The 23,632-nt window shown below is 72.0% G+C and carries 19 protein-coding genes; 17 read left to right on the forward strand and 2 right to left on the reverse strand.

What is annotated here, in order from left to right; genetic code table 11:
- The first annotated feature begins 63 nt into the window (after positions 1–63).
- From FJ309_00545 to FJ309_00615, 15 genes are all read left to right on the forward strand, one after another.
- Positions 64–1,014: an HD domain-containing protein gene (locus FJ309_00545; protein MBM3953104.1), complete on the forward strand. Its 951-nt coding sequence runs from the start codon at positions 64–66 to the stop codon at positions 1,012–1,014.
- 18 nt (positions 1,015–1,032) lie between these two features.
- Positions 1,033–3,102 (forward strand): VacB/RNase II family 3'-5' exoribonuclease, encoded by a 2,070-nt coding sequence (locus FJ309_00550; GenBank protein MBM3953105.1) that lies wholly within the window; start codon positions 1,033–1,035, stop codon positions 3,100–3,102.
- A gap of 94 nt (positions 3,103–3,196) precedes the next feature.
- Positions 3,197–4,351, forward strand: coding sequence for a glycine cleavage system aminomethyltransferase GcvT (gene gcvT / locus FJ309_00555; protein ID MBM3953106.1), 1,155 nt, complete (start codon positions 3,197–3,199; stop codon positions 4,349–4,351).
- 95 nt (positions 4,352–4,446) lie between these two features.
- Positions 4,447–4,833: a glycine cleavage system protein GcvH gene (gene gcvH, locus FJ309_00560; protein MBM3953107.1), complete on the forward strand. Its 387-nt coding sequence runs from the start codon at positions 4,447–4,449 to the stop codon at positions 4,831–4,833.
- Positions 4,727–5,671, forward strand: a complete 945-nt coding sequence (locus FJ309_00565; protein ID MBM3953108.1) for a hypothetical protein — start codon at positions 4,727–4,729, stop codon at positions 5,669–5,671. The genes gcvH and FJ309_00565 overlap by 107 nt, the downstream gene beginning before the upstream one ends.
- Positions 5,672–5,866: 195 nt before the next feature.
- Positions 5,867–6,592, forward strand: a complete 726-nt coding sequence (locus tag FJ309_00570) for an FHA domain-containing protein (GenBank protein ID MBM3953109.1) — start codon at positions 5,867–5,869, stop codon at positions 6,590–6,592.
- Positions 6,593–6,788: 196 nt separating this feature from the next.
- Positions 6,789–7,031: a hypothetical protein gene (locus tag FJ309_00575; protein ID MBM3953110.1), complete on the forward strand. Its 243-nt coding sequence runs from the start codon at positions 6,789–6,791 to the stop codon at positions 7,029–7,031.
- A 131-nt stretch (positions 7,032–7,162) separates the two neighbouring features.
- Positions 7,163–7,948 carry a tetratricopeptide repeat protein gene (locus FJ309_00580; protein MBM3953111.1) on the forward strand — a complete coding sequence of 262 codons (786 nt, stop codon included), beginning with the start codon at positions 7,163–7,165 and terminating at the stop codon, positions 7,946–7,948.
- A 149-nt stretch (positions 7,949–8,097) separates the two neighbouring features.
- Entirely contained in the window at positions 8,098–9,240 is a 1,143-nt protein-coding gene (gene serC, locus FJ309_00585; protein MBM3953112.1) for a 3-phosphoserine/phosphohydroxythreonine transaminase, read from the forward strand.
- 53 nt (positions 9,241–9,293) lie between these two features.
- The gene (locus FJ309_00590; GenBank protein MBM3953113.1) at positions 9,294–10,943 is read left to right on the forward strand and encodes a phosphoglycerate dehydrogenase; all 1,650 of its coding nucleotides are present in this window, start codon (positions 9,294–9,296) and stop codon (positions 10,941–10,943) included.
- 255 nt (positions 10,944–11,198) lie between these two features.
- Complete coding sequence (locus FJ309_00595) at positions 11,199–14,414, forward strand: hypothetical protein (protein MBM3953114.1); 3,216 nt, start codon at positions 11,199–11,201, stop codon at positions 14,412–14,414.
- 98 nt (positions 14,415–14,512) lie between these two features.
- On the forward strand, positions 14,513–15,652 hold the full coding sequence (locus FJ309_00600; GenBank protein MBM3953115.1) for a hypothetical protein: 1,140 nt from the start codon (positions 14,513–14,515) through the stop codon (positions 15,650–15,652).
- A 208-nt stretch (positions 15,653–15,860) separates the two neighbouring features.
- On the forward strand, positions 15,861–16,652 hold the full coding sequence (locus tag FJ309_00605; protein ID MBM3953116.1) for a MotA/TolQ/ExbB proton channel family protein: 792 nt from the start codon (positions 15,861–15,863) through the stop codon (positions 16,650–16,652).
- The gene (locus FJ309_00610; protein MBM3953117.1) at positions 16,642–17,085 is read left to right on the forward strand and encodes a biopolymer transporter ExbD; all 444 of its coding nucleotides are present in this window, start codon (positions 16,642–16,644) and stop codon (positions 17,083–17,085) included. The genes FJ309_00605 and FJ309_00610 overlap by 11 nt, the downstream gene beginning before the upstream one ends.
- Positions 17,086–17,089: 4 nt before the next feature.
- Positions 17,090–17,587 (forward strand): biopolymer transporter ExbD, encoded by a 498-nt coding sequence (locus tag FJ309_00615; protein ID MBM3953118.1) that lies wholly within the window; start codon positions 17,090–17,092, stop codon positions 17,585–17,587.
- Between the two features lie 19 nt (positions 17,588–17,606).
- Here the strand turns inward: FJ309_00615 and FJ309_00620 are convergent, their stop codons facing one another.
- Together FJ309_00620 and metH are read right to left on the reverse strand one after the other, a co-directional pair.
- The gene (locus FJ309_00620) at positions 17,607–18,530 is read right to left on the reverse strand and encodes a tyrosine recombinase XerD (GenBank protein MBM3953119.1); all 924 of its coding nucleotides are present in this window, start codon (positions 18,528–18,530) and stop codon (positions 17,607–17,609) included.
- 62 nt (positions 18,531–18,592) lie between these two features.
- Positions 18,593–22,270 (reverse strand): methionine synthase, encoded by a 3,678-nt coding sequence (gene metH / locus FJ309_00625; protein ID MBM3953120.1) that lies wholly within the window; start codon positions 22,268–22,270, stop codon positions 18,593–18,595.
- A 206-nt stretch (positions 22,271–22,476) separates the two neighbouring features.
- Between metH and FJ309_00630 the strand changes: the two genes are divergently transcribed.
- Both FJ309_00630 and FJ309_00635 read left to right on the forward strand, forming a co-directional pair.
- Entirely contained in the window at positions 22,477–22,992 is a 516-nt protein-coding gene (locus tag FJ309_00630; protein ID MBM3953121.1) for a hypothetical protein, read from the forward strand.
- Positions 22,989–23,627, forward strand: a complete 639-nt coding sequence (locus FJ309_00635) for a hypothetical protein (protein MBM3953122.1) — start codon at positions 22,989–22,991, stop codon at positions 23,625–23,627. Before FJ309_00630 ends, FJ309_00635 begins: the two co-directional genes overlap by 4 nt.
- Positions 23,628–23,632 lie beyond the last annotated feature (5 nt).

The raw sequence follows: 23,632 nt of genomic DNA on the forward strand, positions 1-23,632 counted from the left end.
GCGACAACCGGCCCCGTGGACGGACGCCCCGGTGGGCGACGCCCTGCCGTAAAGCGCCGGCTGGTGAGCGAATTGCCCGCCCAGGGCAGCGTCGACCAGGTGTTTCTCGCCACGCACAAGCAGCTCCGGCCCAACCGCAACGGGCAGTTGTTCCTCCAGGTGGAACTGGCCGACCGGAGCGGCTCGATCACCGGACGATTGTGGAACGCCTCGACCACCGACAACGACGCCTTCGAAGACGGCGACTACGTCCGCGTCGAAGGGGCGACGCAGCTCTACGCCGGCAACCTCCAGATCATCATCAGCGCGATCGCCCGAGTCGATCCGCGCACCGTCGACGAGCGGGAGTTCGCCGTCCTCGGCCCCGGCGACGTCGAGGCGCTCGACGGCGAGCTGGCGGCGCTGCTGGCGACGGTCCCCCCGGGGGACCTGGCCGATCTGGTCGCCGAGTTCCGCGCCGACTCCCAGCTGATGGCGACCTTCCGGCGCAGCCCGGCGGGCGTCAAGCAGCACCATGCCCACGTCGGCGGCCTGCTCCTCCACGTGGTCACGCTTTTGCGGCTGGTCGATCGGGTGGCGCCGCTCTACCCGGCCGTCGACCGCGACCTGCTCCTCGTCGGGGCGTTCATCCACGACATCGGCAAGACGGTGGAGCTGGAGAGCGAGCGCGGCTGCTCGTACACCGACGTCGGGCAACTCGTCGGCCACGTCGTCCTCGGCGTGGAGATCCTCGAGGAGAAGATCCAGGGGGTGCAGGAGCGCACCGGCCGCGAGTTCGACCCGGCGACGGCGACGCGCCTCAAGCACATGGTCGTCAGCCATCACGGCGAATACGAATACGGCGCCCCGCGGTTGCCGATGACCCTCGAGGCGATCCTCCTCCATCAGCTCGACGCCCTCGACGCCCGCGTCGCCGGCGTGACCCAGCTCCTCGAGGGCGGGGCGGCGCTCGACGGCGGGTGGACGCCGTTCCAGCAGCAGCTCGGCCGGAAGTTCTTCAAGGGGCGCGGCTGACGAGCCGCTCGATCGACCATGCCGCGGCCGGGGAAACCGCACCGCTCCGGCGCCGGGCGTCGCCCCGAAGAGGTCGAGGGGGTGTTTCGCCGCGCCCACGCCGGCCACGGCTTCGTGCGCCAGACGGCGGTGGACGGCGGCGTTCCCCCCGACGTCCACGTGCCGGCCCACGCCAGCCGCGACGCCGCCACCGGCGACACGGTGCGGGTGCGGATCCTGCGCAGCCGCGAGGCCGGCCGACCGGGGCCGTCGGGGGAGGTCGTCGCCGTCCTCCGGCGGCGGACGACGCGCTTCGTCGGCAGCTACTTCGAGGCCGCCGGCGGCGGCTGGGTGCGGATCGACGGCACGGCGTTCGCGCGGCCGGTCGCCGTCGGCGATCCGGGTGCGAAGGGGGTGCGGGTCGACGACAAGGTCGTCGTCGAGATGGTCCGCTTCCCGACGGCGCTTCGCGACGGGGAGGGGGTGGTGGTCGAGGTCCTCGGCGCGGCCGGCGCCCCGGGGGTCGACACGCTCGCGGTGATCCACGAATTCGGCTTGCCGGGGCCGTTTCCCGAGCCCGCCCTCGACGTCGCCCGCGCTGCCGCGGCGGCCTGGGAGGGCGCCGTTCCCGCCGACCGCCGCGACCTCACCGACACGGTCACGGTGACCATCGATCCGGTCGATGCCCGCGACTTCGACGACGCGATCTCGCTCGAGCGCGGCGACCGCGGCCACTGGCTGCTCGGCGTCCACATCGCCGACGTCGCCCATTTCGTCCCCGAGGGTTCGGCGCTCGACCAGGAGGCGCGGAGACGCGGCACGAGCGTCTACCTCCCCGACCGCGTGATCCCGATGCTCCCCGAACTGGTGAGCAACAACCTCGCCAGCCTCCAGCCGGACCGCGTCCGCTTCACGCGCACCTGCTGGATCGAGTTCACGGCCGACGGCCTCCCCGTGCACACCTCCGTCGAGCGCTCGGCGATCCGCAGCCGGCGGCGCTTCACCTACGAGGAGGTCGACCTGTTCCTCGCCGACCCGGCGACGCGGGCGGTGGAGATGGCACCGGCGGTCCGCGACCTGCTCGGGCGGATGCGCGACCTGGCGCGCCTCCTGCGCGGCCGCCGCGAGGCGCGGGGCAGCCTGGAGCTGGTGATGCCCGAGGTGAAGATCGACCTCGACCGCGACGGCCGCGTGCGCGGGGCGCACGTCGTCGCCCACACCGAGAGCCACCGGATCATCGAGGAGTTCATGCTCGCCGCCAACGAGGCGGTCGCGGAGCGGCTCCACGCGGCGCGGTGCGGCTTCCTCCGCCGCGTCCACCGGGCTCCCGATCTGCGCAAGCTGCGGCAGCTCACCGAGTTCGTCTCGGAGCTGGGCTTCGAGGTCGACACGCTCGAGAGCCGGTTCGAATTGCAGCGGCTCCTCGGCCTGACGCGCGGCCGACCGGAGGAGCACGCGGTCCACTACGCCGTGCTGCGGAGCCTGTCGCGCGCCGTCTACGGCCCGCAGGACGAGGGGCATTACGCGCTGGCCAGCGACTGCTACTGCCACTTCACCTCGCCGATCCGCCGCTACCCCGATCTCCAGGTGCACCGCGCCCTCGACCGCCTCGCCCGGGGACGGAAGACGCCGTTCGACGGCCTCGATCTGCTCGGCGACGAGTGCTCGCAACTCGAACGCCGCGCGGAGGCGGCGGAACGCGAGCTGGTCAAGCTCAAGCTCCTCGCCGCGATGGCCGGGAAGATCGGCACCGAGCTCGACGCCGTCGTGACCGGCGTCGAGCCGTTCGGCCTGTTCGTCCAGGGGCTCGAGTTGCCCGCCGAGGGGCTGCTCCCGGCCGCGGCCCTGCCCGACGACGTCTACCGCTTCGACCGCGCCGCCCACACGCTCGCCGGCCGCCGCCCGGGGAATGCGTTCCGCCTCGGCGACCGGATCCGCGTCGCCGTGGCACGCGTCGATCTGGACCGCCGCGAACTGGAATGGCGCCACGCCGGCGCCGCGGCGGGGGGCCGGCGCCGGCCGCCGCCGGGGCGCCGGCCGCAGTCCGCGGGGCGATCGCGATCGCACCCGGGGCGCGGGCGCCGCCCGCCGCGCCGCCGGGAGCGGTGAATCGCGCGGCTCCTGGCGCCGCGGATGGCCAGGTCCTAAAATCCGCCACCCGCCGGAACAGGATCGCGGGCCTTTCGTCGTGAGGTGCCCAGACGTGACCACCGCATTGCTCCGCACGCCGCTCCACGACTGGCATCAGACGCACGGTGGCCGGATGGTCGATTTCGCCGGGTGGGCGATGCCGGTCCAGTACGCCTCGATCGTCGACGAGCACCTCGCCGTCCGCCGCGCCGCGGGCATGTTCGACGTCTCGCACATGGGGCGGCTGACGGTCGCCGGGCCGGGTGCGGCGGCATGGCTCGAGGAGCAGCTCACCCGGCGCGTGGCGGGGATGGCCCGGGGTCGGGTCCGCTACACGCTCGTCGCCGCCGAGGACGCCGCCGGCACCCGGATCCTCGACGACGCGCTGGTGGTCCACGGGCCGGTCGTGCCCGGTGACGCCGCCGCCGACACCTGGGGGCTGGTCGTCAACGCCGGCAACCGGCAGCGCGTGGTGGAGTGGCTGCGGTCGCGGCTCCCCGTCGCGGGCGTGCGCCTCGTCGAGCGCACGGCAGAGACGGCGATGATCGCGGTCCAGGGACCGGCCGCGGTCGGCATCGTCGCCTCCCTCGCCCCCGCGGCCGACCGGCCGCGGCTCGAGGCCCTCGGCGGCTACACCTCGACCGTGACGACGCTCGCCGGTGTCCCCGCCGCGGCCAGCCGCACCGGCTACACCGGCGAGGACGGTTTCGAGGTCGTGGTCGACGCGACGGCGGCCCAGCCCGTCTGGGAAGCGCTGCTCGGCGCCGGCGCCGCGGCGGGGCTCGTCCCCTGCGGCTTGGGGGCGCGCGACACGCTGCGGCTCGAGGCCGGCATGCCGCTGTATGGTCACGAGCTCGTCGAGGACAGCGACCCGTTCGCCATCGGTCTGGGCCTCGCCGTCGATCTCGAGGGGCGACGGTTTCCCGGCTCCGAGACGTTCCGGGCCGCGGCTGGCCGCCCGCCCGCCCAGGTCCGTGTCGGGATCGTCTTCGAGGGGCGCCGGGCGGCGCGCGAGGGGAGCCTCGTCACCGCGGGAGGCGCGGCGTGCGGTCGGGTGACCAGCGGCAGCTACGTGCCGTCGCTCGGCCGGGCGGTCGCGATGGCCCTCGTCGACGCCCGCCACGCCTCTCCCGGCACGGCCGTCGACGTCGTCGTCCGCGACAGCGGCCAACCGGGCACGGTGGTGGCGCTCCCCTTCTACCGTCGGCCGCGCCCGGCCGCCGGCTGAGCCGCGGCGCGGTCGAGGCTTGGGATCCCGCACCCCGCGCCGCTATCCTCTCCGTCCCGAACCGTCCCTCTCACTTCCCGGGAGTCGTCGCCGCCATGTCCGCCCCCCTGCGCTTCGCGAAGTCGCATGAATGGATCCGCCCCGAGGCCGACGGGACGGCGACGGTGGGGATCTCGAAGTACGCCGTCGAGGCCCTCACCGATCTGGTGTTCATGCAACTGCCGAAGGTGGGCACACGCGTCGAGGCGGGTCAGTCGTTCGGTGAGATCGAGAGCGTGAAGGCGGTCAGCGACCTGTATGCCCCGGTGTCGGGTGAAGTGGTCGCCGTGAATTCCACGCTCCCCGACCGGCTCGACACCCTCGGCAGCGATCCCTATGGCGAGGGCTGGATCGTGCGCATCCGGCCCGACGATGCCCGGGCCCATGAAGCGCTGCTCGACCAGACGGCCTACGACGCCCTCATCGCCGCGAACCCCCATTGAGCCGCACGGTGGCCAGCGCGTCATGGCCCCGGGGGAGGTCCGTGGGATGAGCGAGCGATCGGCGCCGGAGTCGCTCCCCGTCTGGTCCGACACACCGGTGCCCGGCCCCGTGAACATGGGAGCCGACGAATGGCTCGCTGCGGAGGCGCTGCGCCACGGCGGGCCGGTGATCAGGGTGGCGCGGTGGTCCGAGCCGACGCTCTCCCTCGGGGCCTTCCAGGTGCGGCGTGCAGTGCCCGACGCCCTCCGCGGCCTGGCGCTGGTGCGCCGGCCGAGCGGTGGCGGTGCGATCGTGCACGGCACCGATCTGACCGTCGCGATCGCGGTGCCGCGGAGCCATCCGTGGGGCGAGTCGGTCCAGCGGCTGTACGACGAGGTCCACGGCGCGCTGGTCGCGGTGCTCCGCGGTCGTGCGATCGCCGCGCGGCTCCACCGAGACGCGCCGGTCTCTGCATCCGGCGCCGAGGAGCCCTACCTGTGCTTCGACCGCCGCTCCCCCGGCGACGTGGTCGTCCCGACACCCGCCGGGACGGCGAAGATCCTCGGCAGCGCGCAGCGCCGCCTCCGGGCGGCGGTTGTCCAGCACGGCTCGCTGCTCTGGGGGGCGAACATGGCGGTCGCGGCGCCGGCGCGGCATGCCGGAGTCGCCGACGTGGCACGGGCCGCGGGTGTCGCGCTCGCCTCGGACGACATCCTCGACACCTGGCTCGCCGGCATCGCGGCCGCGGCCGGGCTTCGGCTTGAAATGCAATCCGGATGCACGTGGGACCAAGCCGGACCGGTGATCACCGAATTGGCCGGGAGATTCCGCGATCCAGCCTGGACGGAGCGTCGATGACACCAAGGGGCGGCTGGGGGCGAGCCATGGAAAAGACCGCCCCAACCGGCCGCGTCCGCCCGTGGACGGCAGGGGTCACTGGTGCGATTGGCGAGACCCGGGATAAGATTGGCTTTTGAAGGTGAGAGTGGGTGGTGGCCGATCGGAGCGCCGCACGGGTCGGTTGCGTGCGGACCGCTGCGCCAGGGGGCTTGAATGATCACGAAATTGATCGTGGCCAACGGAAAAAGCGCCGGCCGAGCCATTCTCATCAAACGCAACACTCTGCTCATCGGGCGCGCGGAGGAGTGCGACGTCCGACCGCTGAGCGAGGATGTCAGCCGGCGGCACTGCGCCGTTCACGTCGGCCCGGCCGATGTCTGGGTCGAGGACCTGGGAAGCCGAAACGGCACGTTCGTCAACGGCGAGAAGATCAGCGGCAAGGTCAAGGTCGCCTCGGGCGATCTGCTCCGGGTCGGTGCCCTCGAGGTCCGGATCTCGTGCACCGAACCGGCAGTCGCGGCCGAGTCGGATCAGGACGTGTCGCGGTGGTTGATGGCCGACGACTCCCCGGCCGGCATGTACGACACGACGCGGTCGCTGAAGCCCGAGCCATCCGCCGAGAGCGACGCCAGCAGCATCCATCACGTGGCGTCCGCCGCGGAACCGTCCACCGACGGCACCGGGTCGATGGTGTCGGGAATTGCCGGGGGCGGCGGCACGTCGGCCGGCGCGGCGTCGACGGGGATCGGCTCGGGTAGTGCGACCGTCGCCGGCGGCAGCCGGGGCGATTCGTCCCGTGTCGGCTCGACGGTGGGGATCGACGCGCTCCGCGACAGCAAGGGGAAGCCGGCCGGCCTTCCCGCCAATTCCAAGAAAGCGGCCGAGAACTCGCGTGACGCGGCCGCCGAGGCGTTGAAGAAGTTCTTCAACAATCGCTGAAGCCCGGGCCGCCGCGGCGGTGAGGCCGTACCGACCATGACGGTCGTGCCGTCTCTGCGAGCCGGAAAAAACCCCCGGCTTGCCCCGCCGGAACAGTTTCCGTCGTGCATGCTTCCCTCGGTTCTTGCCCCACCCGCCAGGTCGCCCCGACCGGCAGGGACGAGCGGGCGAAACCATCAGCAGGAGGACATCCACAATGGTCACTAGCGCGATCCGCCCCCGTCGCCCTGCCCCGCATTCCCAGGCCCCCCGGACTCCCCGTGGCACCCGCCGCCGCCTCGTCGATCCGACGACGTGTGAGCGCGACTACCGCCCTGAGGAGTTGGAATTCATGCAGGCTCTCGACCGCTACAAGCGGACGAGCGGACGGATGTTTCCCACCTGCAGCGAGATCCTCGAGGTGCTCCGGGGACTCGGCTACCAGCGCACCGCGAAGTGAGGCCGGCGGGGGCGACCGTGGCGCGCCTGACATGACGATGGCGCGACTGACGTTGTCGGCGTGGGTGGGGGGCCGCTAGTGTCCGCGTCCCGGTCTCCTTTCCGGACCAACCCCGCCCTGGTCGGCTCGCGATGCCCATGCTGTCGGTCGCCGTGTGCCGGTGGGCCCGCTTCGGCGGCATGGTCTTCCTCGCCTGCGCCGCCGGCTGTGGCGGACTCGGCCGAAACGACAATGCCGAGGGGGTGAGGCTCTACCAGCAGGGCAACTACCTCGGCGCCGTCACCCACTTCCAGCAAGCGCTCCACCGGCAGCCCGGTAGCCCCGACTGCTTTTACAACCTCGGGGCGACCTACCACCAACAGGCCAAGGTCTTCGGCCGTCCAGAGGACGTGCGCACGGCAGAGCAGTACTACAACCTCTGCCTGTCGCGGGCCCCCGACCACCCCGCCTGCAACCGCGGTCTCGCCGTCCTCCTCGTCGAGACCGGTCGCAGCGACCGGGCGGTCGGCCTCCTCGACGGGTGGGCCCGGCGTCGCCCCACCGATCCCGATCCGCAGATCGAGTTGGCCAGGCTCTGCCAGGAGCACGGTGACCTGCGCGAAGCCGAGACCCACCTCGTCGACGCGCTGGCGATCGCCCCGGGCAACCCCCGGGCCCTGGTGGCGCTGGGGCAGTTGCGGGAGGCCACCGGCGACACGACGCTCGCCCTGGCCAATTACTCCCGCGCGCTGGCCGCCGACGGTGGCCAGCCGGTGGTCGCCGCGCGGGTCGCGGCCCTGTCGCCCGCACCCCCGGTGACCCGCGTCGCCGCACTGCCTCCGGCAGGCGGGTTTCCTCCACCTCAGCCATCGCCTCCGCCGCAGGCCTGGGGACCGGGAGGACCGCTGCCCTTCACCGGGACGCCTCCGGCCCGTTGACCGCCACGGCGGCGGTTTTTATCCTGCCGGACCTCCAGGTGGTGGCCGATGGAGCTCGCAATTCCGCATGGTCCGCGCTGGCGGGCGCGGTGGGAGCGTCCAGCCGGCCCCCGCCATCCCAGCCCGGTGCGCCCCTGCGGAGCCAGCCCGTGACCGAAGCGAAGCGGACGACGTTCGCCGACCGGCTCTTCAATTTCTCCCCCGGTCCGGCCGTCCTTCCCGTCGAGGTCATCGAACGGATCCAGGCCGAGCTCCCGACCCTGCCGGGCGTGGGGAGTTCGATCCTCGAGATCAGCCACCGCAGTCCGGCATTCGACAGGATCCTCGAGGAGACGGTCGCCGAGCTGCGCGGTCTGCTGGGCGTGGGGAGCGATCATGAGATCCTCTTTCTGCAGGGGGGCGCGAGCCTGCAGTTCTCGATGATCCCGATGAACCTGCTGCGGGGCACCGGCCGGTCGGCCGATTTCCTCCTCACGGGCACGTGGGGGGCGACGGCGATCAAGGAGGCGCGCAAGGAAGGGGCCGTGCACGTCGCCTGGGACGGCGCGGCGACGCGCTACGATCGGCTCCCGGCCGTGGCCGACGTGCGGCTCTCCGATGCACCGGCCTACGTCTACATGACCAGTAACGAGACCATCCAGGGGGTGCAGTGGCAGACCGATCCCGATTTCGGACCGGCTCCGCTCGTCTGCGATGCGTCGAGTGACTTCCTCTCGCGCCCCGTGGCCATCGACCGCTACGGTCTGTTCTACGCGTGCGCCCAGAAGAACGCCGGCATCGCCGGAGTGACCGTCGTGGTGATCCGCCGGGACCTCCTCGAGCGGTGCCCCGACGGGCTGCCGACGATGCTCGACTACCGGACGCACGCCACCAATGGATCGCGGGCCAACACGCCGCCGGTGTTCGCGATCTACGTGCTCGGCCTGGTGTGCAACTGGGTCCGCGAGCGGATGGGGGGGCTCCCCGGGATGGCTCGGCACAATGCCGCCAAGGCCAAACTGCTCTACGACGTCCTCGACGCCTCCGACGGCTTCTATGCGGGCCACGCCCGTGCCGACTGCCGTTCGACGATGAACGTCACGTTCCGGCTTCCCGGCGAGGAACTCGAGAAGGAATTCGTCGCCGGGGCCGCCCGCCGTGGGCTGGTCGATCTCAAGGGCCACCGATCGGTGGGCGGGATCCGCGCCAGCATCTACAACGCGATGCCCATGGCGGGGGTCGAAGCGCTGCGCGACTACATGATCGAGTTCCAGTCGGCCCGCCAGGCCACCGCGGCCGCAGGCCGCTCCTGACCCGCGCCGCATTCCCGGTCCGACCGCTGCGGCCGACGCCCCGGATTCCCGCCATGCCCTCCATCATCGTGCTCGACACCCTCAGCCGCGACGGCCTCGCCCTGCTCGACGCCGCCGCCGCGTCGGGGATCACCTACGAGGTCCGCACCGGGCTGTCGGGGGCGGCGCTGCGGGAGGCCCTCGCCGCCCACGACGGCGCCATTTGCCGCAGCGGGGTGAAAGTCACCGCCGACGCGTTGGCCGGCAATCAGCGGCTCCGCGCGATCGTCCGCGCCGGAGTCGGCACCGACAACATCGACAAGGAGGCGGCCACGCGGCAGGGCATCGTCGTGATGAACACGCCGGCGGGCAACACGATCAGCACCGCCGAGCACACGTTCGCCCTGATCCTCGCACTGTCGCGCAACGTCGCCGCCGCCGACGCCAGCCTCCGGGGCCATGCCTGGGATCGGAACCGGTTCATGGGGGTCCAGCTGGCCGGCAAGACGCTGGGGATCGTCGGCCTTGGGCGGATCGGCCAGGCGGTCGCACGGCGCGCCGCGGCCTTCGAGATGAAGGTCGTCGGCTACGATCCGTTCCTCACCCCCGAGCGGGCCGCGGAACTGGGGATCGAGCTGGTGGACACGGTCCGCGGCATGCTCCCGATGGTCGACTACCTCACGGTCCACACGCCGCTCACCGACGAGACCCGTCATCTCGTGGGCACGGATTCGCTGCCGCTGCTCAAGCGCGGTGTCCGCCTGGTCAACTGTGCCCGCGGCGGCATCTACGACGAGGCGGCGCTCGTCGAGGGGCTGCGCCAGGGGATCATCGGGGGCGTGGCGCTCGACGTCTTCGAGAAGGAGCCGTGCACCGACAGCCCGCTGTTCGGCATGCCGGGCGTGCTCGTCACTCCGCACCTCGGCGCCAGCACGGAGGAGGCGCAGTCGCAGGTGGCGGTCGAGGGAGTGGGCCTGCTGGTCGATTACCTCACCTCCGGCACGATCCGCCACTCGGTCAATGCCGCCGCCATCGACGCGGCCCAGCTGGAGGGGGTGCGGGGGTTCGTCGACCTCGCCTGGCGGCTCGGGCTGTTGCTGTCGCAGATCGACGCCCCGGCGCCGCGCTCCTGCTCGATCGCCTACCGCGGCGAGATCGCGGGGCGCAACACGCGCTTGGTGACCTCCGCATTCGCCGCCGGGCTGCTCGAGTCGGCGATCGAGGACGTCAACATCGTCAACGCCGAGATGCTGCTCCGCGAGCGGGGCATCGACCTTGTCGAGCAGAGCCGCAGCGACCCCGGTGCGTTCAGTTCCGTCGTCGCCGTCGACCTCGTGTCGGGAAACCGGGTCCACCGCGCGGCGGGCACGCTGTTCGGCCACTCGATGCCGCGGCTGGTGCAGCTGGAGGGGCACCGCCTCGAGGCCTACCTCGACGGCATCCTCCTCGTGTTCACCCACCAGGACGTGCCTGGGATCATCGGCCGCGTGGGCACGATTTTCGGCGGGCTGGGGGTCAACATCGCCCAGATGACGGTCGGCCGTGCCGCCCCGGGCGGCGACGCGATCGGGGTCCTCAACCTCGACTCCGCACCGTCTGCGGAAGCCCTGGCGGCAGTGGCCGAGTGCCCCGGGATCAAGTCGGCCCGCGTCGTCACCCTGCCTCCCGCAGGGCGCCTGCCGGGGTGGCTCGTCGGCGCGGGGAACGCCCAGGCGCGGAAGTGAGCGGTCGCCAAGCGGAGCACGCGCCCGCCGCGTCGCGGCACCGCTCCCGGTGGCGCGCCCGCGCGGTGCCCGCGGTTTGACGGTCCACCGGCCTGACCCCACAATGTCGACCGGGGTGGTGGAATGCTCATCCGCGGTCGCGTGGACATGACCTCACTTTCTGGCGGCCCATCGACGCCGCGACGGACGTGGTTGCCCTCCCGGCCATCGGCAACGGCCGGGAGGCGCGGTGGTGGCTGGCGCGGTCGGCCCTGGATGCTCGCGATCGCCACGCTGCTCCTGAACGGTCTGGATGGCATCCACGCCGACGAGCCTTCGACGGCGACGCTCACGACCCGCCGGCTGCTCGACGCCCTCGCCGAGCGGCAGATGAGCGACGTCTCCCTGTGGGTTCTCGACCGCGTCGAAGCCGATGCCACGGCCGCCCCGGATCTCAAGGCCGAGGTTCCCTACCGGCGTGCCGAGGCGCTGGTCGCCGCCAGCCGCAGCGAGGCGACCGCCGCGAAACGGGCCGCTTTGCTCGACCGCGCGGCGGGGGAGATCGACCGATTCCTGCAGACGGGGCCCAGCGGCGATCTGGCGATCACGGCCTACCAGCAGCTCGGCAACCTGTTGGTCGAGCGCGGCCGGGCGAAGCTCGAGCAGGCGAAGCGGCCGGGGGAAAACGCCGCGCCCCTCGCCGCGGAGGCACTGGGGTTCTTCGACCAGGCGATCCGCGTCCTCGAAGGGCCGAAGCGCGAGGCCGGTGCCGAGATCACCTCAGTGACCAGCGCCGAGGAGGCGGTTCTCAAGGAGCTGCGGCAGGTCGACGGGCAGCTCGCGGAAGTCGCCGGACCCAAAGACGAGGCGGAGGCGAAACCGCGCCGTCCCGCGCGGCGCCTGGCGGCCGACACGAAGGCCCAGGAGAAGCTCGAAGAGCGGCAGGACATGCTCCGCGGGCAGCTCCTGAGCACTCGTCTGCTGGCCGCCGCTGCCTGGTTCGAGAAGGCCAAGGCACTGCCGCCGGGAACCAACGAGTGGCGCGGGACGATGGACGCGGCCGGCAACCGCTACCGTGAGCTGGCCGACAAGTACCCGAGCCGTGGCGCCGGCCTGTTCGCGCGGTACTACGAGGGGCGCACCTACGCCGCCAAGGGACTCGCCGAGACGAACGCCGACGAGCGGAAGAAACTCGTCGACCGTGCCCTGGCGACGCTGGCGACGATCAACGGGCTGGAGGGGGATACGGGGATCATCCCCGGCCTCCGCGCCAAGGGGATCGCGACGGCGCTCGAGTGCTGGCTCGACACCAAGAACTACGCCGCCTTCGACGACCGCCTGCAGCGTCTCGCGCTGGCCGCGGTGCCGGCCGATCGGCTCGACGCCGATTGGCTGGCGATGAAGTACCGGGCAGCGCTGCTCCTCGAGCAGCGGGCCGCGGCCGAAGACGACAAGGGCAAACGGACGGCGGCGCTGCGCGACGCGCGGAAGCTGGCGCTCGAGGTGGCGCGGATCAACCGCGACTACGCCCGCGACGCGCGGTCCCTGCTCGAGCGCCTCGGCAGTTCCGTTCCCGACGACGGCGACGCAGCGGAGTCGTTCGCCGGGGCGTTCGAGGCCGCCGGCGCGTCGCTTGCCGATTTCCAGGCCAAACAGGCGGCGCTCAAGCAGGCCCGCGCGGCCGGTCAGCCCGGCGACGAGGAGGCCGCTGCCGTGACCGCGGCCCGTGACAAGGCCCTGGTGAGCGTCCGCAGGGTGATCGAGCGTGCCGGGCCTGACGACCGCGAGCAGCTCAACCAGGCGCGGTACTGGATGACGTTCCTCCTCTACGACGCGCGTCGGCTCCACGACGCCGCGGCGCTGGGCGATTTTCTCGTCACCCACTACCCCAATGCCCGCGGGAGCCGGCAGGCGGCGACGATCGCCATGGCCAGTTGGCAGCAGCTTGCCCGGAGCGGCCCGCAGCCGTGGAAGTCGGCCGCACGCGACCGCTGCGCCGACGTCGCCGAGCGGATCATGCGGACCTGGCCCACCGACGCCGAGGGGGCGGAAGCGGGCGTCATCGCGCTGGCCAGCGCCGGCGAGTCGCACGACGGCCCCCGGCTGGTCGAACTGATCGGCCGGATCCCCGACGGCTCGCCACGGCGCGGTGAATTGCAACTCCGCGGCGGCGCGGCCCTGTGGCGCGAGGTCCAGGAGCAGCGGCGTCTGCCCGCCGCGGAGCGTCTCCCCGAGGAGACGGTCGCCGCCTGGCGCGACACGGCCGTGCGGTCGCTCGACGCCGGGCTGGCAGCCGTGCCCGAGGGGGCCCGGCCCGATGCCGCGACCGTCGCCGGTGCCCTGGCGCGGGCCCAGGTGGCGCTCGACGACGGCGACCTGCCGCGGGCGATGCAACTCCTCGACCACCCCGGCCATGGCCCCTGGACCGTCGTCAGCGCCGAGCCCGGCGATCCGGCGCTGGCCACCGGGCCGCTCGCGGAAGGGGCCCTGTCGGTGGCGCTGCGGGCGTTCATCCAGTCGTCGGCCACCGACCCCTCGGCGCTGGGCCGCGCCCAGCAGGCGATGGACCGGCTCGAAAAACTCGCCGGCACCGGTGCCGAGGCGTCCGCGAAGCTGACCGCGATGTACCTGGCGATGGGGCGCGATCTCGAGGGGCAATTGGCCGAGTTGGCGGCCGAGGGCGCACAGACACCCGAGGCCCAGGCGAAGCTCAAGGCCCTCGTCGGCGGGTTCGAGCAGTTTCTCGACGGCGTCGCCCGCCGCGACGCGAAGGTCTCGTCGCGGATGTGGGTCGGCAACACGTACCTCAGCCTCGGCGCCGGCGGCGGTGCCTCGGGGGTGGGGCGCGAGCGGGCCGCCGGTTTTCTCGACAAGGCGGTGAAGTCGTTCGAGGGGGTGCTCGCCACCGGGGGAGACGAGGTCGCGCGGTTCGAGCCGTCGATCCGCCTCCGGCTCGCCGGCGCCTACCGCGAGCTGGGGCGGTTCGACGAGGCGCTCACGCACCTCGACTGGGTGCTCTCCGATCCGAAGCGGCAAAACGCCCTCGACGTCCAGCTCCAGGCCGCCGAACTGCTCCAGGCCGCCGGTGAGAAGGCGGCTGACAAGGCCCGTGCCGAGACGTTCCTCCGCGAATCGATCGTCGGCCGGACGGCCGGCAAGAGCGTCGCCTGGGGCTGGGGCGGGATCGCGTCGAAGCTCTCCCGTCAGGCCTTCGCGTCGGAGGATCCCCGCGCCCTCGAGGCCCGGGACCGGTTCTTCGACGCGCGCTACCGTGTCGCCGCCGCCCGGCTGCTCCAGGCGGGCCGCAGCGACTCCCAGCGCGCCAAGCTGCTCGAGATGGCGTTCAACGACGTCGCCATCACCTACAAGCTCTACCCCGGCCTCGGCGGCGAGGCCTCGCGTGCCCGTTTCGACAAGCTCCTCCGCGAGATCCAGAAGGAGCGTGGCGCGCCCAGCCCGTCCGGCCTCGCCGAACTGGAGAATGCAGGATGATCCGTGCCCCCGCCCCCAGCCGACGGTCGACGGCGCCGAGTGCGACGCTGGTTGTCCGTCGACAAAGCCCTCTGAGGCCAGTGTCCACCGGTCCGCTGGTGCCTGGCGCGACCGCGGGAAACGCCGAGGGTTTCCCGGCTCGCCGTCGGCCGCATCCGGCTGCCGATCACCTTTTCCAGGGTCTGCTGGCGGCCGTTCGCGGGTTTGTGGTCGCGGCGCTGCTGGCCCCGCTGGCCGGCGCCCAGACCACCGACCGGATCGTGACGACCGACGGCACCTTGACCGGCAAGATCACCGGTCTGAGCCCCGACGAGGTGCAGCTCGAGGATCGGGCCGGCGAGATTCGCCGCGTGCCGATCGATCGGCTCAAGGAGGTGCAGTTCGCCGGCGAGCCGCCGTCGTTGCGGTCGGCACGGGGAATGCTGGCGCGGGGGCGCGCCGCCGAGGCCCTCGCGGAGATCGCCAAGGTCGAGGCCGCCGAGCTCGATGGCGTCGAGGCTCCGATCCTCGCCGACATGGACTACGTCAAGGCGGTCGCCGCCGGGCGGGTGGCCCTGGCCACCGGCGCCGATCCGCGCGACGCCGGCAGGTTGGTCAACGAGTTCCTCGGCAAGCACGCCTCCGGCCACCATTTCTACGAGGCCCAGGAGTTGCTCGGCGACCTCCTCGCCCGCGCAGGGCGCGGCGACAACGCCCTCGCGGCCTACGCGCTGCTCGCCAAGGGGCCGCCGGCCTTCAAGGTCAGGGCGGCCGCGGCGCGGGCACGGATGATGCTCGAGCAGCGGAAGTTCGCCGAGGCGCTCACCGAGTTCGACGCGGCGCTGGCGGTCGATGCCGGAGACGATGCCGGCAGCGAGCAGAAGCGCGCCGCCGCGCTGGGGCGGGCGCGGTGCCTGATCGGACTGGGGCGGAACGACGATGCGATCGCCGTCGCCCGTGGCGCGATCGCGCAATCCAACCCCGAGGAGGGGGCGACGCTGGCGGTGGCCTACAACACGCTGGGCTCCGCCTACCGGGCCACCGGCGCCAACGACCAGGACGCCCTGATCGCGTTTCTCACCGTCGATTTGGTCTACAACGGCTCCCCGGAGGCCCACGCCGAGGCGCTGTGGAACCTCGCGGAACTGTGGGAGCGGGGGCAAAATCCCGAGCGCGCGCGTGAAGCCCGCGGCACCCTGGAAGCGAGTTATCCCGGCAGCCGTTGGGCGAAGCAGGCCGCCACCCCGAAAGCGTCCTGAGGGACCGGAGTCGGCGGGGAGCTTTGCCCCCTGCGACGCACTTGGAATACGATCCTGTCCGAATCGATCCCCCGAGGAGTGCGGCATGGCGAGCGGAACGAGCGAAAGACGGACCGGCGGGGCACGGCTGGCGTCGATCGTGGCGCTGTACGGCGCGATGATCCTGCGGGCCGCGGCGGGGCTGTCGGGCGGCGCGCCAGGCCTGACGATGGTCGCCCTGCCAGCGGCGCTCGTCGTCGCCCCGGCGGCAGCGTACGCCCAGGACGACGCCGCCGACGAGGCCCCAGCCGAGGAAGGCGAGAGCATGCTCGTCTTCTACTACAAGGCGCTCGGGCTGCGGTACGTGATCGTGTTCCTCGTGCTGTCGTTCCTGCTGGTCGCGCTGTTGGTGATGTGTTTCCTGCAGATCCGGCGGCAGGTGCTCATCCCGCCGGCGCTGCGCGACGGATTCAAGGCCCACCTCGACAACAAGGAATACCAGCAGGCCTACGAGCTGGCGAAGGCCGATGATTCCTACCTCGGCCGCGTCCTCGCCGCCGGGATGGGGAAGCTCCAGGCGGGCTACCCTGCCGCGGTCGAGGCGATGCAGGAGGTCGAGGCCGAGGAATCGATGAAGCTCGACCACAAGGTGAGCTACATCTCGCTGATCGGAGCGCTGGCGCCGATGTTCGGCCTGCTCGGCACGGTCGACGGGATGGTGTCGGCGTTCATGGTGATCGCCAAGAGTGCCACCGCCCCGAAGCCGGCGGAGCTGGCGATCGGCATCTCCCAGGCGTTGATCACGACGCTCATCGGCCTGTGGCTGGCGATCCCGGCGATCGCCTGTTTCGCGCTGTTCCGCAACTGGCTCCAGCGGCTCAACGGCGAGGTCGACGAGGAGGCGCTGGCGTTGATGGAACGGTTCGAGAGCATGGGGACGAAGACGGCCCGCGGGGCCACCGGTTCGGGCGCCGGTTCGGCTGCGGCAGCGGGACGCGAGGATCGCACCCATGGCGCGTAGGCCTGGCGCGGCGGGGCCGCCGACCACCGACATCGACATGACGCCGATGATCGACATGACGTTCCAGTTGATCACGTTCTTCATGTTCGTGATGAACTTCTCCGAGGCCGAGCAGGACGAGCGGATCCGGCTGCCGCTCAGTCAACTCGCCAAGCCGTCGGATCGCGTCGTCGAGAAGCCGCTCACGCTCCAGCTCACCAGCGCCGGGTCGGTGATCTACGCCGGCGAGTTGATCGCCGTCCGCGACATCGGCGGCTACCTGGAACGCGAGAAGACGGTGATGCTCGACGCCGGGCGCGAGCCCGCCGGGGCGACGGTGATCATCCGGGCCGACGGCCGGTCGAAGACCGGCGAGGTCCAGGAGGTCATCCGCATCTGCCAGGAGAAGGGGTTCGAACGCTTCGCCCTCCGGGCCCAGTACGACGAGGGGTAGCACGATGCGACGGCGGGCCGCCAGCACGCTCGGCGACAAAGTCGAGATCAACATGACGCCGATGATCGACGTCGTGTTCCAGCTGATGTCGTTTTTCATGTGCACCCTCAAGGTGGTCGCACCGGAGGGGGATTTCGACGTCCGCATGCCCCTGGCGACGGCGGCCGCGGCCGTTCCCGACGACCAGCAGGTGCCGCCGATCCGCGTCCGCCTCGCCGCGAATCCCGACGGTCAGCTCGCCGGGATCACGATGAACGGCGCCCCGATCGCCGACTTCGCCGAGCTGCGCCGCAAGGTGGTCGGGTTGGTGGGCGATGCCCGCGGCCCCAACTCGCTCGCCGAGCGGACCGAGGTCGAGTTCGACTGCGACTACGGTCTGCGCTACTTCAACGTCGTGCAGGCGATCACCGCGGTGTCGGGCACGGTCGAGGACGGCCGGATCGTCGAGCTGGTGCGGAAGATCAAGTTCACCCCGCCGAAACGCGCCGCGCCGCGCGGCTGACGGTGGTGCCGGACGCGGCTCAGCCGCGCGGGTGGAAGCGGCCGTGGACCCGGCGGAGCCGCCCCGAATCGACGTGCGTGTAACGCTGCGTCGTGGCGATGCTCGAATGGCCGAGCATCTCCTGCACGTGGCGGAGGTCGACGCCGCCGGCCACGAGGTGGGTGGCAAACGAGTGCCGCAGCGTGTGGGGCCCGATGTCGGCGGGGATCCCCGCCGCGGCGGCGTGGTGGCGGACGAGCTCCCAGATCCGCATCCGCGACAGGCGGTTGCCCCGCGACGACACCACCGCCCAGTCCGCCGCGTTCCCCGCGGTCCATTCGCGCCGCGGCCCCTCGAACCAGGCCGTCAGGGCGTCGATTGCCCGCTTGCCGAGGGGCACGACGCGCTGCTTGTTTCCCTTCCCGCGGCAGGTGCAGTAGCGCTCGGCGAGGTGGACGTCGGCCAGCCGCATCCCCGACACCTCCGATGCCCGGCAGCCGGTCGCGTAGAGGAGCTCGAGGAGTGCCCGGTCGCGGAGGCCATGGGCGGCACGCGTGTCGGGGGCGGCCAGCAGCCGATCGACCTGCCGCGGGGACAGGGTCGCCGGCATCGTGTCGTCGCGCCGGGAGGCGGCGAGGGCCGTCGCCGGGCTGTCGACCACGAGCCCCTCGAGCTGGAGGAAGGCGTAGAACACCCGCAGCGTCGCCGCCTGCCGGGCGATGCTCGCGCGGGCCAGGCCCCGGCGTGCCAGCGTTGCGACGTAGTCGCCGAGGACGGTCACCGAGGCGGTGGTCGCCGGACGGCCCCCGAGCCACTCCGCGAACGTGGCCAGGTCCCGGCGGTAGGCGGCCTGGGTGTTGTCGGCGAGGCTCCGCTCGTGCCGGATGTAGCGGAGGAAGCGGTCGGTGAGGGAGGCGATCGACTCCGCCTCGCCCGGCGCCGCGGGGGCGTCGGAGAACAAGATCTGCCGCGGACCCCGTCGCCCCGCGGGACGGCCGGCGGCGCCCGCCGCCGGCCCGTTTTCGGTCACGCGTCGTAGCCGAGATTCGCCGCCAGCCACCGCTCCACCTCGGCCACCGGCATTCCCTTGCGGAGGGCGTAGGCCTCCACCTGGTCACGCGTGATCCGGTCCACTGCGAAATATCGGCTCTCGGGGTGGGCGAAGTAGAGTCCGCTGACGCTGGCGGCCGGCAGCATCGCGTAGTTCTCGGTGAGGGTCATGCCGGCGGCGCTGCCGGCGCCGAGCCAGTCGAACAGGGCCCGCTTCTCGGTGTGATCCGGGCAGGCGGGATACCCGGGGGCCGGGCGGATCCCGCGGTAGCGCTCCTCGATCAGGTCCTCGGTCGACAGCCCCTCGTCGCGGCCATAGCCCCACGCCCGCCGGGCCTCGGCGTGGAGCCACTCGGCGAACGCCTCGGCGAGCCGGTCGGCGAGGGCCTTGACCATGATCGACGAATAGTCGTCGTGCTGGCGGTCGTATTCACGGCACAGCTCGTCGCAGCCGTGGCCCGTGGTGCAGGCGAAGGCACCGACGTAGTCGGCACGCCCGCTCCCCACCGGGGCGACGAAGTCGGCCAGGGCGTGGAACACGTCCTGCCCCTTCCGCTCCCATTGCTGGCGGAGCGTGTGGACGCGGCCGTGCTCGGCCGAGCGCGTGTCGTCGGTGTAGAGCACGATGTCGTCGCCGTCGGCGTTGGCCGGGAAAAAGCCGTACACGCCCCGGGCGGAGAGCGTGCGGCCGTCGACGATCCGGTCGAGCATCGCCAGGGCGTCGCCGTGCAGTTTCCGCGCCTCGGTGCCGACCACCGCGTCGTGAAAGATCGCCGGGTACTTCCCCTTCAGCTCCCACGACATGAAGAACGGCGACCAGTCGATGTACGGCACGAGCTCCGTGAGGGGCACGTCGTCGAGGACGCGGACGCCGAGGAATTCCGGCACCGCGATCGGCGCGGTGGCCCAGTCGGTCGTCCAGCGCTTCGCGCAGGCGGCGGCGTAGGGCACCAGCTTCGTCTCCTGCCGGCGCTTGAAGTTCTCGACGTCCCGGGCCTGTTCGTCGCGGACCGTCTGGATGAACTCTCCCCGGTGGACCGAGTTGAGCAGCTTCTCGACGACGCCGGCGGCGCGCGAGGCGTCGTTGACGTGGACGACCGGACCGGAGTACTTCGGCGCGATCTTCACCGCCGTGTGCCGTGCCGACGTCGTCGCACCGCCGATGAGCAGCGGCATCGACAGCTTGGCGTGCTCGAATTCCTGGGCCACCTGGACCATCTCGTCGAGGCTCGGCGTGATCAGCCCGGAGAGCCCGACGATGTCGGCCTGGTGGCGAACCGCCTCGTCGATGATCTTCGTGCACGGCACCATCACGCCGAGGTCGACCACCTCGTAGCCGTTGCAGCCGAGGACGACGCCGACGATGTTCTTGCCGATGTCGTGGACGTCGCCCTTGACGGTCGCGATCAGGACCTTGCCGCGCTTCGTGCCGGCCGCTCCGGACGCCGCCCGTTCCGCCTCCATGTAGGGGAGGAGGTGGTTGACCGCCCGCTTCATCACCCGGGCGCTCTTCACGACCTGGGGGAGGAACATCTTCCCCTCGCCGAACAGGTCGCCGACGGTCTGCATCCCGCGCATCAGCGGGCCTTCGATGATCTCCAGGCTCGTGGCATAGCGCGACCGGGCCGCCTCGACGTCCTCTTCGACGTGGTCGGCGATCCCCTTGACCAACGCGTGCGTCAGCCGGGCCTCGACGTCAAGCCCGCGCCAGGCGTCGGCCTGCGAGCCTCCGGCGCCATCCTGCTTCTTGACCTTCTCGGCGAATTCGACGAGCCGTTCGGTGGCGTCGGGCCGGCGGTCGAAGAGGACGTCCTCGATCCGTTCCTTGAGGGCCGGCTCGATCTCCTCGTAGACGGCGAGTTGGCCGGCGTTGACGATCCCCATCTCCATGCCGGCGCGGATCGCGTGGTACAGGAAACAGGAATGCATCGCCTCGCGGACGACCTCGTTGCCGCGGAACGAGAACGAGATGTTGCTCACGCCCCCCGACACCTTGACTGCCGGCATCTCGGCCTTGATGAGCCGCGTCGCCTCGATGAAGTTGAGCGCGTAGCGGTTGTGCTCCTCGATTCCGGTCGCGACGGTGAGGATGTTGGGGTCGAAGATGATGTCCTCGGGGGCGAAGCCGGCCTGCTCCGTCAGCAGCCGGTACGCCCGCCGGCAGATCGCCAACCGCCGTTCGACGTCGGTCGCCTGACCCTCCTCGTCGAATGCCATCACCACCACCGCCGCGCCGTAGCCGTGGACCGTACGGGCGTGGTGGAGGAACGTCTCCTCCCCCTCCTTGAGGCTGATCGAGTTGACGATCCCCTTGCCCTGGATGCACTTCAGCCCCGCCTCGAGGACCTCGAAGCGCGACGAATCGACCATGATCGGGACGCGCGAGATCTCCGGCTCGCTCGACAGCAGCGTGAGGAACTTGGTCATCACCTTGACGCCGTCGAGCATCCCCTCGTCGACGTTGACGTCGATGATGTTGGCGCCGTTCTCGACCTGCTGGCGGGCGACTCCGAGCGCCTCCTCGTAGCGCTCCTCCTTGATCAGCCGGGCGAAGGCCCGCGACCCGGTGACGTTGGTCCGCTCGCCGACGACGGTGAAGCTGCTCTCCGGGCGCAGCTCGAGCATCTCCAGCCCCGAATAGCGGCTCCGCCGGGGGGGCGGCGCCGGAGTCCGCGGCGGATAGTTCCGCATCACGTCGGCGATCGCCTTGATGTGGGCCGGGGTCGTGCCGCAGCAGCCGCCGACGATGTTCAGCCAGCCGGCCTCGGCGAAGTCGCGGAGCACCCCGGCCATCATCTCCGGCGTCTCGTCGAACCCGCCGAGGGCGTTGGGGAGACCGGCGTTGGGGTAACAGCTCACCAGCCGCGGCGTGATCCGCGACAGGTCGGCGACGTGGGTGCGGAGCTTGTCGGGCCCGAGGGCGCAATTGATCCCGGCGCTGAGCAGGTCGACGTGCGAGATGCTCGTCCAGCAGGCTTCGACGGTCTGCGCGGACAGCGTCCGCCCCCCCTCGAAGATCGTGAACGACGCCATCACCGGCAGCTTCCGGCCGAGATCGGCGAACGTCCGTTCGATGGCGTGCAGGCAGGCCTTGAGCACGAGGGTGTCGAACGCCGTCTCGGCGAGGAGCAGGTCGACGCCGCCGTCGATGAGGGCTTCGATCTGCTCGCGGTACGCCGCGACCATCTCGTCGTAGGTCACGTCGCGATGACCGGGGTCGGCGACGTTGCCGGCGATCGACAGCTGCTTGTTGGTCGGCCCGATCGAGCCGGCGACGAACCGCGGCTTGCCCGGCGTCTTCGCGGTCGCGGCATCGGCCGCCTCGCGGGCCAGCCGGGCGGCGACGAGATTGATCTCGCGGGTGTACGACTGGAGGCCGAAGTCGGCCAGCGCCACGCTCGTCGCCCCGAACGTGTTGGTCTCGACGATGTCGGCGCCGGCTTCGAAGTAGGCGGCGTGGATCCCGCGGATCGAGTCCCCCTGCGAGAGGTTGAGGACGTCGATGCAGTTCTTGAGGTCGCGGCCGTGGTCGCGGAACCGGTCGCCGCGGAAGCCGTGCTCGTCGAGCCCAAGGGCGTGGACCATCGTCCCCATGGCGCCGTCGAGGATCACGATTCGTTCGCGGAGGACCTCGGGCAGCGTGGGGTTGGGCATGGGGGCGAGTGGGGGGGATGGGAAGGAAATGCGGCGCGAAGGCCCGGAAAGCACCACTATGATAGGACGGCGGATCGAAACAGAAACCCCGAGCCGTCCACCGCCCCGTTGGCGCTCAAGGTGGCCCCGGGCGGCGGTCGATGCGCCACCGTCGGAAGGACCGGTCGTCGCGCCGGGCCCGTCGCGGCCATCCCGGACACACCGCCATGGATCGACTCGACGCCGCGTTTCTCGCCCGCATCGGCCGTGGTGACGCCGGTCGTGCGGCGCTGCCCGGGGGGATGAGCGCCGCGGTAGCAGAGCCGGTCGCGCCCCTGCACCGGTTGGCCGATGCGGTGCTCGCGGCCGGTTGTCGGGTCGTGGCTGTCGCGGGTGCCGGCAGCGGTGTGGCCAGTCCGGTGGTGGTGGCCGGGATCGTCCGCGCCCTTGCCGCCCGGGGCCGTGTGGTGGGGCAGCGTGACGGCCCGGTCCTCCGCGCGGTGCCCGATGAGCCGGGTGCCGCGGGGGGCATCGTCGTCGTGCGCTGCGGCGACTGGTTTCCCCCCGGTGCCGTCAACCACCGTCGGCTGGTGAGCCTGGCCTGCGGCTGCGAGGGGGTGATCCTCGTGACGGCCTCGCCCCTTCCCTGCCCCGCCCACGTCGCGGCGCTCCGGGCGCTGGGCATCGCCGTCGTGGCGACGCTCCCCGCCGCAAGCTCCACCGGTGAGGAGGCGGCGGCATGAACGGCAGCCCGACGTGGACGCCGCGCCTGACCGGAGGGCAGGAAGCGGCCTGCGCGCGGGTGCTCTACGCCCTCGAACGCCCCGGGGGCGTGGCGATCCTCTGCGGGCCGGCCGGGACGGGCGTCTCGACGCTGCTCCACGGAATTCTCGGCCGCACGCGCGGCGGAGAGGTGCGCCTCGCGCGGTCGGTCGACACGGCGCGGCGGCTGCTCGCCACCGATGGCCTCGCGACGCTCCTCGTCGACGACGCCCACCTCGCCACCGCGGCAGCGCTCGGCGACCTGGTCGAGTCGGCCGAGGAAGCGCGCCACCCGGGCCTCGTCCTCGGCGGCCAGGGCCGTCTGCTCACGCTCCTCCACCGCGCCCCGGCACTCGACGCCCGCGTCCGCGTGCGGGCGGTTCTCCAGCCGCTGACGCCGGCCGAGACCGCGACGATCGCCCACGAGCTCCGGCCGGCCGTGCGCTGGGGACCGGACAGCCTCCGCGTGCTCCACGAGATCGCCGGCGGGATCCCCGCGGGCGTCGTCAGGCTCGTCGAGCTGTGCGCCGTGGTCGCCGCCGCCGAGCCGGCCCGGCCGATCGACGCCGCCGACGTCGAGGCGATCCACGTGCGGCTGACGACGACGGCCGCGTGACCGTC

It is taken from the genome of Planctomycetota bacterium (genome assembly GCA_016872555.1).
Lineage (GTDB): Bacteria > Planctomycetota > Planctomycetia > Pirellulales > UBA1268 > F1-20-MAGs016.